We start from the raw sequence: 12,278 nt of genomic DNA, 5'->3' as shown, positions 1-12,278 counted from the left end.
ACGGTAGATACATGAGTTATACGGAGTCGCGGGCGCTGGCCAACCACCTGATGGACACTGTTCTTCCAGTGCGCCCTGCCATGGTGGATCGCGGCTCCGGGGTCCGAATGAAGCCCGGCATGGTGGAAGATCTCATTGCCTCCGGGACGGCAAAGGCCATGGTGATCTCCCAACGTAAGGCGCTGGTGACTGCCGATGGGCTCTGGTTCGGGGATGCCACGCCGCTGTGGAACGCCCTCAAAGGAGCCGACGGCGGTGCTGCCGCGGCCATTTATCTGGGCACTACTTTGGGACCTTCTTCTTTGCCGGAAGGCACGTCCGTTCTGCTTTTCACGGTTGCTGAACCTCCGTCACCGGGCACCGCGACGGTGCCTGCGGACGCCCATTGGGCTGGCTTCCGGGATGTCGCGGCGCGTTTGGACGCCAATGACACCGCCTTGTTCATCGAGGCCAGCGCAATCTCCAACTGGCACGCGACACACACGCATTGCCCTCAGTGCGGCAATCCCACGGACGTCGAGGCCGGGGGGTGGGTGCGCCGTTGTCCCCGGGACAATTCCGAGCACTATCCGCGAACCGACCCTGCAATTATCGTCACGGTTGTTGGACCTGACGGCCGCATCCTTCTGGGCGGCGGCGGTCCCACAGACGCCAGGAACTATTCCACGCTTGCCGGCTTTGTTGAGCCCGGTGAATCGCTGGAGCAGGCTGTTGTCCGTGAAATCGGCGAAGAAGTGGGCGTCCGTGTATCGGCATGCCAGTATCTCGGTTCGCAATCCTGGCCGTTCCCTGCCTCACTCATGTTGGGCTTCACCGCCGTCACAGAAGACACGGTTGCCAGGCCGGACGGCGTTGAAGTCACCAGGGCGCGCTGGTTCAGCCGCGAAGAGCTTCAGGAAGCAGTCTCCAACGGCGAGATCACCATCTCCACGCGCCTGTCCATTGCGCGTTCACTGATTGAACATTGGTACGGCGGCGTCATCGAAGACTTTCAGCCGTGACCGAAGACATTTTCGACGCCGGCGGTTCACTTGAGGAACGCATCCTCGGCGGCTTGGATGACGAACAGCGGGAAGTAGCAAGTACCCTGACGGGGCCGATGTGCGTCCTCGCGGGTGCTGGCACGGGGAAAACGCGTGCCATCACCCACCGCATTGCCTATGGAGTCCACTCCGGCGTTTACAGCCCGCAGCGCCTGCTTGCAGTGACATTTACGGCGCGGGCCGCGGCCGAAATGCGCAGCCGGCTTCGCGACCTCGGGGTGGCAAACGTCCAAGCCCGTACCTTCCACGCAGCTGCCCTGAGGCAGTTGCAGTTCTTCTGGCCGCAGGCCATCGGCGGTACTTTGCCGAACCTGTTGGACCACAAAGCCAACATGATCGCAGAAGCCTCGCGCAGGCTACGGCTCAGTACTGATCGTGCGACCATCAGGGACCTGGCCGCCGAAATTGAATGGGCCAAAGTGTCCATGCTGACGCCGGCCAACTACCTCGAGAACGCCCAGGACCGTGGAACGCCTGGCGGCTTTGACCTCACGGCAGTGTCCAGGGTGTTCCAGGCATATGAGGACATCAAGACAGATCGCAACGTCATCGACTTCGAAGACGTCCTCCTGATCACGGTGGGCATTCTCCAAGAGGATCCGAAAGTGGCGGCAACGGTCCGCGAACAGTACCGCCATTTCGTGGTGGACGAGTACCAGGATGTGTCGCCGCTGCAACAGCGTCTCTTGGATTTGTGGCTCGGCGGCCGCAACGAGCTGTGCGTGGTAGGCGATGCGAGCCAAACGATCTACTCCTTTACCGGAGCTTCACCCAAGCACCTGCTAGGCTTCAAAGCCCAGTTCCCTGGGGCAACCGTCGTCAAACTGATTCGCGATTACCGGTCCACCCCGCAAGTGGTGAAGTTGGCCAACGAGCTTCTCGGTTCCCGGCGAAGCGGTGGACCTGTGGCCGATGCCGCGTGGGCGCCGCCGCTCAAGCTCGTCGCACAGCGGCAAGCCGGTCCGGAGCCGCGTTTCATGGAATGCCCGGACGACGAAGCAGAGGCCGCTGTGGTGGCAGGCCGGATCCAGGAACTGCTCAACACCGGAATCAAAGCCAGCGAGATCGCAATCCTTTTCCGCACGAATGGACAGTCGGAGGCCTACGAACAAGCCCTCGCTTCAGCGGGCATCGGCTACCAGTTGCGGGGAGGCGAGCGGTTCTTCGCGCGTAAGGAAGTCCGCGATGCCATCCTCCAGCTGAGGGCCGCAACCAGGGCAGTGGCCGAGGGGCCCCAAGAAGCACTGGGACAGATTGTTCGGGACATCGTCGCATCGCTTGGCTACACGGATGCCGCACCGCACAGCGGGGGAGCCCTCCGGGAGCGCTGGGAATCCTTGGCTGCCTTGGTCGCGTTGGCGGACGAACTTGCCATCAGCCGTGGGGAGTCCTTCACTTTGGCCGAATTCGTCAATGAACTCCAGGAACGCTCGGTGGCACAACATGCACCCACCGTCCAGGGTGTCACTCTGGCTTCCCTCCACGCTGCCAAGGGCTTGGAATGGGATGCGGTGTTCCTGGTGGGCCTCAGCGAAGGCCTCATGCCCATATCCTTTGCGGACACTCCTGAGGACGTGGATGAAGAACGCCGCTTGCTCTATGTCGGGATTACCCGGGCACGGGAGCACCTCAATTTGTCCTGGTCCACGGCCCGGACGCCGGGTGGCCGCGCAAACCGCAAACCCTCGCGGTTCCTTGACGGACTTCGCCCAAATTCCGTGGCATCGGCCAACGCCCGCAGCAAGACAGGTCCCACGCGCCGTAAAGCTGCTGCACCGGCGTCATGCAGGGTGTGCGGAAGCATGCTCGCCAGCGGAGCCGAACGCAAGGTCGGGCGCTGTAACCAGTGCCCCCCGTCATACGAGGAACAAACGTTTGATGCGTTGAGGCAGTGGCGCAAGGATGAAGCGAAGTCCGCCGATGTCCCGGCGTATGTCGTCTTCACGGATGCCACCCTCACGGCGATCGCAGAGGCCAAGCCATCCTCCCTTGAGGAACTGGCAGGCCTTGCTGGAATTGGACCGTCAAAACTTGAACGGTACGGCGAAGCAGTCCTGGCCGTCCTGGCTGAGAGCAGCGACCTCTGATGCCGCGCCCACCGGCCGGGTCGGCAGAAATTCCACTGGTCACCGACGACGGTGCTCCAGTAGTCGTGCGTCGTTCGGCCAGGCGGCGCAGGACCGTTGCAGCCTTCTGGGAAGACGGCAAGGCTGTTGTGGCCATCCCGGCCAGCTTTACCAAATCCCAGGAACGGGAATGGGTCCACCGCATGCTGGCCAAGTTGAAGAAACAGGGCGAGCAAAGATCTGGCCGGGGCAAGCGCCGTCCGGCCACCGATGAGGTATTGGCTGAGCACGCCGCCCACCTTTCGCGGACATACTTGGGCGGCCGGGCTGTTCCGACGTCGGTACGTTGGGTCAGCAACCAGAACTCGCGCTGGGGTTCGGCTACTCCGGCGGATGGCACCATCAGGCTCTCGAACAAGCTTCAGTCCATGCCGCAATGGGTCATCGACTACGTCCTGGTGCACGAGCTCGCGCACTTGCTGGTGGCTGGGCACAACGCCGACTTCTGGCGGCTCGTTGAGGCTTATCCCGAGACCCAGCGTGCGAAGGCCTTCCTGGAGGGCGTTGCCTTTGCCACGGCCCGAGGCCTCCCGGCAGATTCGGACTCGACGACTTAACGCAGCTTAACGAAGCAACGGCCGCCGTTGGAATGGCGGCCGTTGCTTACGAGGACTTATTTGGCTGGGGATTCCGGATCAGTGTCATCCGTTTCAGGTTCGTTGCCGGCGGGATCGCCTTGGGTATCAGACGCTTCTGAAGTGTCGGTGTCCTGGGCTTCTTCGGTATCGTAGCCGCCGCTCAGCAGCTTCTGCAGGGCGTCATCAACCTCGCTGTCACTGGCTTCCGCAAGCCTCCGGCGTTCGGAGAATCCCTTGGGGTCGTCGAGGTCTTCACCGGTTGGCAGCAGGTCCGGGTGGTGCCAGATGGCATCGCGACCGGCGATGCCGCGTTCTTCCTTCAGGGTTGCCCACAGTGTGGCAGCCTCCCTGAGCCTGCGCGGACGCAGTTCCAGCCCGACAAGCGACGAGAAGGCGTGTTCGGCGGGTCCGCCAGTGGCGCGACGACGCCTTACGGTTTCGCGGAGGGCGGTCGCAGAGGGCAGGACCTTGTCGGTAGCCTCAGCGGTGAGTTCGTCCACCCAGCCTTCAACAAGCGCCAGTGCGGTTTCGAGCTTCTCCAGCGCGGCTGTCTGAACCGGAGTGCGTTCCGGAGTGAAAACGCCCTGAGAGAGTGCTTCCTGTATTCCCTCGGGGTTGCTGGGGTCAAGATCCCTGGCCAGGTCTTCTATGCGGGACATGTCGATGTGGATGCCGCGGGCGTATGCCTCAATGGCACCCAGCAGGTGTCCGCGCAACCAAGGGACCTGGACGAACAGGCGGGCATGCGCAGCTTCCCGAACGGCGAGGAAGAGCCGGACGTCGTTTTCGGGGAGGCTAAGGCCCTCGCCGAACTTGGCGACGTTGGCCGGAAGTAGTGCCATTTCCAAGTCCGCCAAGGGGACTCCGATATCGGTGGAGCTGACAACCTCTGCAGACAGCGCGCCGATGGCCTGTCCCAGTTGCATGCCAAAGATTGCCCCGCCCATGTTCTGCAGCATGGACGATGCCCCGCCCATCATGGACTTCATTTCCTCGGGCATCTGCTGGGTCAACGCGTTGGACAAGGCGTTGGCGACGCTGTTCGCCACTGGCTCGGTCAGACGCTTCCACGTACCCAGTGTCGCTTCGACCCATTCCGCCCGTGACCACGCGCGGCCAATCAGGCCAGTTGCCGAGAGATCGGTTACGGGGTCGAGCCAAAGCTCGGCGAGCCTGAGGGCTTCGTCGATCTCCCGGGACTGTACGGCGTTGACGGAGGGATCGCTGCCGGCCGCTGCAACCCGCCTGGCATTCTCGTGGGCAAGCTGCCAGTTCACTGGGCCTTCGGAGGTGGAACTCATCATCGCTTGGACCTGCGCGAACATCTGCTGCAGCAGTTGGGGGTCGTTGGGCAAGCCTGCGGCTTTGGCCAGTTCGGCGGGATCGATGTTGCCCATGCCCTGGCCACCCATCAGGTTCTGCAGCATTTCTGCCAGCGGATCCTTGGGAGTGTCGTCGTCGTTGGACGGATTGTTGGGGTTGGATGTCATGGTGCCGCCGATCGTCGAACTGGCTGGTGATCTCTTTCACCGTACCCCGCGGCCGGAACGCTGTCTGCCCGGATGCGGCGTCGTTCGCTGTAGGCAAAGCGGCTGGGCAGGGTCGGACCGCGTAGTGTTGATATTTGGTATGTGCCGCTGCCGTCTTCGGCGGCGCGAGCCATGGAACCGGTCACGCAATGCCGGCATAGAGAGGCCTCAATGCTTACTTCGCCCAGCCCCGAGGGCTCATTGGATCCGCGTCAAACGCCCGACGCCGATTCCTCCTCAGTGCCTCCGGCACCTCCCCGCGACACCAGGTACATGATCATGGTGATCTCGGGCCTGCTGGCACTGGGCCTAGGCATTGGCGCTGCGGCCCTGCCCGTTCCCTATGTGATCGAGTCAGCTGGACCCACGTTCAATACCCTTGGCAAAGACGGCGATAAGCCGGTGATTAGCATTTCCGGCCGCGAGTCTTTTCCTGCCAATGGAAACCTGGACCTCACAACCGTCGTCATGACCGGCGGCCCCAAGAGCCCGGCCACCATCTTCGATGTCTTCCGTGCCTGGTTGGACAGCTCAAAGGCCATCTATCCCGAGGAACTCATCTACCCCAAAGGCACCACCGCGGAGCAGACGGTGCAAGAGGGCGAGATTGCCATGGAGACGTCCCAAGAGAATGCGTTCGCCGCGGCCTTGCGGGAGTTGGACATCCCGTTCGAGCAGAAGCTGAACGTCGCCGGTCTCTCGGAAGCATCACCATCGGCAGGAAAAATTCAGGAAGGCGATCTCCTGAAGTCCATTAACGGCAAGGCCATTACCTCCATGAGCGTGATCCAGGGTGAGCTGGCCGCCGGTGCAGGGGCGCCGGCCGTCGTCGTGGTGGAGAGGAATGGCACCCCCGTCCCGGTAACCATCACCCCCACCAGGAATGCGGCTGACCGCTACGTACTGGGCGTGCTTCTGGCCAGCGATTTCACTTTCCCGTTCGATGTCAGCATTTCCCTGGAGAATGTGGGTGGACCCAGCGCTGGCATGATGTTCGCCCTCGGCATCATCGATAACCTCACCCCGGGAGACCTGACGGGCGGCAAGCACGTGGCTGGTACGGGCACCATCACCGCCGATGGCGCCGTAGGCCCGATCGGTGGGATCGCCCAGAAGATGATCGGAGCCCGGCATCAGGGAGCCACCATGTTCCTCGCTCCGGCCGCCAATTGTGCTGACGTCGTGGGCCACGTTCCCGATGGATTGCAGGTTGTCAAAGTCGAAACGCTGGCCGATGCCACCTCCGCTGTGGAGCGGCTCGGGTCAGGAGAAGACACGACGGGCCTTCCCACCTGCACAAACAACTAGACTGGCGGTGGAACTTAGCTCCATCGCCACTCGTGGCATATATGACGGCCTCCGCCATATCCCAGCGGCAGAGAATGTCAACCACTCGCATACCGACTGTTCACTGACACCAATGAGGTACAGAGTTTGTCCCGTCCCGCCAGCTCCAACCCGCCCGGAAGATCACCGCTGAGACGAGGTGCCCTTACTCCGACTCTCATTGTCGTGGCAGTGGCCGTCGTCGGGTTCATTTTCTTCGCCAATGTGTGGACTGACGTCCTCTGGTACCAGCAGCTTGGTTTCTTCGAAGTCTATATACGTGAAAACCTGGCCAGGATCATCACATTCCTGATCGGTTTCGCCATGATGTTCGCTGCTGTTTTCTTTGCCATCAGGATCGCCTACCGCTCCCGCCCCGTCTATGCGCCGGACGCCGAGTCGCGGGACAACCTCAACCGCTACCAGGCCCAGCTTGAGCCTGTTCGCCGGGTTGTCATGATCGGCCTGCCCATCCTGTTCGGCCTTTTCGCCGGCAGTGCGGCGGCCAGCCAGTGGCAGAAGGCACTGCTGTTCTTCAACCAGGAGCCGTTTGGCCAGACGGACCCGCTGTTCAACCTCGACATCAGCTTCTACCTGATGTCGCTTCCGTTCCTGGGTTTCGTCACCGGGTTCCTGATCAGCATCGCCGTCGTGGCCGGTATCGCGGGCATCCTGACCCACTACCTTTATGGCAGTATCCGCCTGATGGAACGCGGCATCTTCACCAGCCGGGCTGCCCAGATCCACATCGCCGTGACCGGTGCCCTTTTCCTGATCCTGCTTGGTATCAATTTCTGGCTTGACCGGTACACCACCGTGCAGAGCAATTCGGGCCGCTGGGCCGGCGCGCTCTACACGGACGTCAATGCCGTGGTTCCCACCAAGGCAATCCTTGCAGTTGCCGCGGGTCTGGTTGCCATCTTGTTCATCATTGCGGCGATCATCGGACGCTGGCGCCTGCCGGTGATCGGTACCGCGATGCTGGTCATCACAGCCATCCTTGCCGGAGGTGTCTACCCATGGGTTATCCAGCAGTTCCAGGTACGCCCCTCGGAAAACACCTTGGAGAAGGACTTTATCGACCGGAACATCAAGATGACGCGTGCCGCATATGGCCTGGACCAGATTGATGTGTCGGCTTACAACGCCACCACCACCGCCACTACCGGCGCACTCGCTGCCGATGCGCAAACTACGGCCAACATCCGCCTGCTGGACCCGAACCTCATTTCTTCGGCCTTCGCCCAGTTGGAGCAATACCGCCCGTACTACCAGTTCCCCCAGACCCTGAACGTTGACCGCTACATGGTTGATGGCAAGGTCCAGGACACCGTGATTGCCGTCCGCGAGCTGAACCCGGACGGACTGAGCGCCAACCAGCAGACCTGGGTCAACCGGCACATCGTCTACACCCATGGTTATGGCGTGGTCGCGGCCAAGGGCAACAAGTTTACGGCTGACGGTAAGCCGGAGTTCCTGCAGTCAGGTATCCCTTCCAACGGCGTCCTCGGCAACGACACCACGTACGAACCGCGGATCTACTTCGGTGAGAACTCTCCTGAGTACTCGATCGTGGGTGCACCGGACGGTGCTCCGAACCGTGAGCAGGACCGCCCGGCAGGCAGGGAGGGTGGGGGAGAGACCCAGTACACCTTCAGCGGCAACGGTGGACCCAACGTTGGAAACTGGCTCAACCGGATCCTTTACTCCATCAAATTCCAGTCGTCGGACCTCTTGCTGTCCGATGGTGTGAACGCTGAGTCCCAGATCCTGTATGAACGCAATCCCCGCGAACGCGTCGAGAAGCTGGCTCCGTACCTGACCGTTGACGGCAACGCGTACCCGGCCGTCGTTGACGGCCGCGTGAAGTGGATTGTTGACGGCTACACCACCAGCCAGTACTTCCCTTACTCCCAGCCGCAGCAGTTGCAGAACGCTACTGCTGACTCGCAGACCAACGCGGGCCGCACAGTTGCCCTGCCGAACAGCTCGGTGAATTACATCCGCAACTCGGTCAAAGCCACCGTGGATGCCTACGACGGTTCCGTCAACCTCTATGCCTGGGACGATCAGGACCCCATCCTGAAGGCTTGGCAGAAGGTCTTCCCGACCGTCATCAAGCCGTACTCGGAGATGTCCGGCGACCTCATGAGCCACGTCCGGTACCCCGAGGACCTGTTCAAGGTCCAGCGCGAACTCCTTGGCCGCTACCACGTGACAGACCCGGACAGCTTCTACCAGAACAACGATGCTTGGAGCGTTCCGAACGATCCCACCGTTTCGGAAGCTGTAAAGCAACCGCCGTTCTACATGTCGCTGCAGATGCCTGACCAGGAAAAGCCGGCCTTCCAGCTGACGTCGTCCTTCATCCCGCAGACGGTAAACGGCAGTGCGAGGAACATCCTCTATGGCTTCCTCGCTGCCGACTCTGATGCTGGCAACGTGAAGGGCGTTAAGGGGGAGAGTTACGGAAAGCTGCGGCTTCTGGAGCTTCCCACCGATACGCAGGTTCCAGGTCCTGGACAGGCGCAGAACAAGTTCAACTCTGATCCCACCGTGTCCCAGGCATTGAACCTCCTGCGACAGGGAGCGTCCGACGTCTTGAACGGCAACCTGCTGACCCTGCCTGTGGGTGGCGGCCTTCTCTACGTGCAGCCCGTCTACCTGAAGTCCACCGGTGAGACGTCCTACCCGACGTTGCAGCGCGTGCTGGTGGCCTTCGGTGACAAGATCGGCTTCGCGCCCACGCTGGACGAAGCGCTTGACCAACTGTTCGGTGGCAACTCCGGTGCCACAGCCGGCGACGCGGACAATAACGGCCAAACGCCCACTGCGCCTCCGGGTACCACTACGCCGCCCACTGGCCCGACCGACGCGAAGGCCGACCTCAAGGCCGCCTTGGACGAGGCCAACAAGGCGATCCAGGATGGTCAGGCTGCCTTGGCCAAGGGCGACTTTGCCACTTACGGCGCCCAGCAGGCCAAGCTGTCAGAAGCCTTGAAGAAGGCCCTGGACGCGGAAACACGTTTGGGCGCCGCAACGGCTCCGACGGCGACGCCTGAAGCTACTCCCAGCGCCACACCGTCGCCTTCGCCGAGCAGCTAGCGGCGATAGCGACAGCAAAGGGCCGGTGCCCGCTCCTTTTCGGGAGCGGGCACCGGCCCTTTCGCAATGGGGGAGATGCACATCACGTAGCCAGGATTTGGTCTCCCATTCACCGGGCGGTAATGTTGTTCTTGCGACGCGGGGTGGAGCAGTTCGGTAGCTCGCTGGGCTCATAACCCAGAGGTCACAGGTTCAAATCCTGTCCCCGCAACTGGAGAAAAGGTCCGGATCAGTATTTACTGATCCGGACCTTTTGTTTTGCCCGAGACCGGCGGTTGTTTTGCCCGAAACCGGCGGACCCGATCACCGTCGTTTGCGAGGATCGAGTGGAAGCCGCACCCGCTGGAAGTGATCTGCGGCACCATTGCGGGCATTTGGTCAGAGGCGCTCTGAAGGTGCGGTAGAGTTGTTCTTGCGACGCGGGGTGGAGCAGTTCGGTAGCTCGCTGGGCTCATAACCCAGAGGTCACAGGTTCAAATCCTGTCCCCGCAACTGGAGAAAAGATCCGGATCAGTTATAACTGATCCGGATCTTTTGTTTTAAGGCCGGCTTCCCATGTTAATAGGCAGCTGGCATACCGGTGCTAGCATCGGATCCGGATTGCTGAGGCAAGAAAATGGATGGGACGGCCCAATGGTCAATGAAGCCTTCAACCCTGGCCTCAATCGTGAAGTCCTTCAAAGGGACGGCCCAGTTGCGGTCTACCAACAGGTGGCTGACGTTCTCACGGACCAGGTCAGCCGTTTAGAGCCCGGGTCACGTATACCCACCGAAGAGTCCTTGATGGACGAGTACGGGATTAGCCGCACCACGGTCCGCAAAGCGATCGAAACACTCGTGGTGAAGGGTCTGCTGGTCCGCAGGCAGGGCAAGGGGACGTTCGTGATGGCCCAACGTCCCGTCAAGATGCTGAACCGCCTGGCGCCATTCATGGAGACGTTCACGGCGGCAGGGATGAAGACCGTCAAGGGCCTCATCGAATACAAGTGGATGGAAAAGGACAAGTCAGTGCCGGCCAAACTGGTCTCTGATGACAACCTCGTCCTGGTGATCCGCCGTTCTTATTCAAGTGCCGGCTGGCCTTACGCCATTGCGGAGATTTTCATCCCGTCGCACATTGGACGCCACATCAGCCTTGCGGATGCCGAACGGAACTCCATCTACCAAGTCATCCAGGACAGGACACTGAAGCCGCTCCAGCGGGCGGAAATCACAGTCACCATGCATGAGCCGCCGGAGCATCTTGCGGACGCGCTCAACGTCCGTGGCTTCGCTATGGTGCCGCGACTGGAGCGGACGACGCTGGGCCCTCACGGCGAGGTCCTGGAATGTACTGTGACCTACTTCCATCCCAAGGGTTTTGAGATCCGCGCCGAAGTGGCAACAGATGTCAGTCCAGGGCAGGATTCAGTGGTGCAATCCCCGGCGGGATAAGTATATGAATTCAAAGAAAATGGGCCGGATCCTCTCCAGGATCCGGCCCATTTCCATGGTTCAGAGATACGTCACAGGCACTCCGCCCGCTGGGTACTAAAGCTTGTCGAAGTCGGCTTCGTCGAGGGTAGCGCCGGTTGAAGCAGGAGCACCGGCACCGATGGCCGGCGTGGAACCACCGGACTTCAGAGCTGCAAGGCGGGCTTCAATCTCCGTCTGCTCTCCGAGGTCCTCGAGCTGGTTGAACTGTGCGTCAAGGCTGGAGCTGGCGAGTTCCTGCTGGCCCAGGACCTTGGCTTCTTCGCGGCGGATCTTCTCTTCGAAGCGTCCCACCTCACTGGTGGGGTCCATGATGTCGATGCTCTTGAGGGCGTCGTGTACTTGGGACTGGGCCGCTGCGGTCTTGGAGCGAGCCACGAGCTCGTTGCGCTTGGCCGTCAGCTGGTTGAGCTTGTTCTTCATCTGGTCAAGCCCGGTCTTGAGCTTGTCCACGACCTCTGTCTGGGACGCAATGCTGGGCTCAGCCGACTTTGCTTCTGACTCCGCAGTCATCTGGCGCTGGATGGCCACCTTGGCAAGGTTGTCGAACTTCTGGGCATCAACGGAGTCGCCGGCGGAACGGTACTCGTCGGCCTTGCGGGATGCCGCGAGGGCCTTGTTGCCCCAGTCCTGGGCGTTCTTGATGTCCTCGTTGTAGTCCGCCTGCAGCATCCGGAGATTGCCGATGGTCTGGGCCACGGCTGACTCGGCCTCGGCAATGTTGTTCGTGTAGTCGCGGACCATCTGGTCCAGCATCTTCTGCGGGTCCTCAGCTTGGTCCAGCAAGGCATTGATGTTTGCCTTGGCGAGCTGCGAGATCCGACCGAAAATGGACTGCTTAACCATGGTGTTGCCTTTCGTCCTGCTCAGTGGTGCCACTGAAGTCAGTGATCAGTTGTTGTACCGCTTCTATGCGGGGCATGGACCCCACCTGTCTCTTATACACACTCCAGCCCACGAGACGGACTCCTATCTCGTATGCCGTCTTCTGCTTGAAAAAAAAAAAAAAAAACAATACTGTTCCCAATCTAAGGGGTTATCAGTAACAAAAGATTTTTAAAGTTTTAATACCACTTCTAAATTCCATGAGCTTTACGT

8 protein-coding genes and 2 tRNA genes are annotated in these 12,278 nt (G+C 61.1%); 8 read left to right on the top strand and 2 right to left on the bottom strand.

Annotation, left to right across the window (positions count from 1 at the left end):
• Positions 1 to 11: 11 nt before the first annotated feature.
• Genes nudC through GVL04_RS10375 form a run of 3 tightly spaced genes read left to right on the top strand, consistent with a single transcriptional unit; the run spans position 12 to position 3,726 of the window.
• Positions 12 to 1,001 (top strand): NAD(+) diphosphatase, encoded by a 990-nt coding sequence (gene nudC / locus GVL04_RS10385; protein ID WP_159703569.1) that lies wholly within the window; start codon positions 12 to 14, stop codon positions 999 to 1,001.
• Positions 998 to 3,130 carry an ATP-dependent DNA helicase UvrD2 gene (locus GVL04_RS10380; protein ID WP_159703565.1) on the top strand — a complete coding sequence of 711 codons (2,133 nt, stop codon included), beginning with the start codon at positions 998 to 1,000 and terminating at the stop codon, positions 3,128 to 3,130. The genes nudC and GVL04_RS10380 overlap by 4 nt, the downstream gene beginning before the upstream one ends.
• A complete protein-coding gene (locus GVL04_RS10375) occupies positions 3,130 to 3,726 on the top strand; it encodes a M48 family metallopeptidase (RefSeq protein WP_159703562.1) in 597 nt (198 codons plus the stop codon). The genes GVL04_RS10380 and GVL04_RS10375 overlap by 1 nt, the downstream gene beginning before the upstream one ends.
• Before the next feature lie 56 nt (positions 3,727 to 3,782).
• On the opposite strand, the gene GVL04_RS10370 is transcribed toward GVL04_RS10375, so the two are convergent.
• Entirely contained in the window at positions 3,783 to 5,237 is a 1,455-nt protein-coding gene (locus GVL04_RS10370) for a zinc-dependent metalloprotease (RefSeq protein ID WP_159703559.1), read from the bottom strand.
• A gap of 210 nt (positions 5,238 to 5,447) precedes the next feature.
• Here GVL04_RS10370 and GVL04_RS10365 point away from each other — a divergent pair, with 210 nt between their 5' ends.
• From GVL04_RS10365 to GVL04_RS10345, 5 genes are all read left to right on the top strand, one after another.
• Positions 5,448 to 6,584: a PDZ domain-containing protein gene (locus tag GVL04_RS10365; protein WP_159703556.1), complete on the top strand. Its 1,137-nt coding sequence runs from the start codon at positions 5,448 to 5,450 to the stop codon at positions 6,582 to 6,584.
• A gap of 126 nt (positions 6,585 to 6,710) precedes the next feature.
• A complete protein-coding gene (locus tag GVL04_RS10360) occupies positions 6,711 to 9,707 on the top strand; it encodes a UPF0182 family protein (protein WP_159703553.1) in 2,997 nt (998 codons plus the stop codon).
• Positions 9,708 to 9,844: 137 nt separating this feature from the next.
• A tRNA-Met gene (locus GVL04_RS10355) sits at positions 9,845 to 9,918 on the top strand.
• Between the two features lie 207 nt (positions 9,919 to 10,125).
• Positions 10,126 to 10,199: transfer RNA gene (locus GVL04_RS10350), tRNA-Met, on the top strand.
• Between the two features lie 141 nt (positions 10,200 to 10,340).
• On the top strand, positions 10,341 to 11,141 hold the full coding sequence (locus tag GVL04_RS10345) for a GntR family transcriptional regulator (protein ID WP_159703550.1): 801 nt from the start codon (positions 10,341 to 10,343) through the stop codon (positions 11,139 to 11,141).
• A gap of 96 nt (positions 11,142 to 11,237) precedes the next feature.
• On the opposite strand, the gene GVL04_RS10340 is transcribed toward GVL04_RS10345, so the two are convergent.
• On the bottom strand, positions 11,238 to 12,026 hold the full coding sequence (locus tag GVL04_RS10340) for a PspA/IM30 family protein (RefSeq protein WP_159703547.1): 789 nt from the start codon (positions 12,024 to 12,026) through the stop codon (positions 11,238 to 11,240).
• Positions 12,027 to 12,278 lie beyond the last annotated feature (252 nt).

Source organism: Arthrobacter sp. 18067 (assembly GCF_902706295.1).
Taxonomy (GTDB): domain Bacteria; phylum Actinomycetota; class Actinomycetes; order Actinomycetales; family Micrococcaceae; genus Arthrobacter.
The sequence above is the reverse complement of the archived record's forward strand: the minus strand, read 5'-3'. Positions and strand labels throughout refer to the sequence as shown.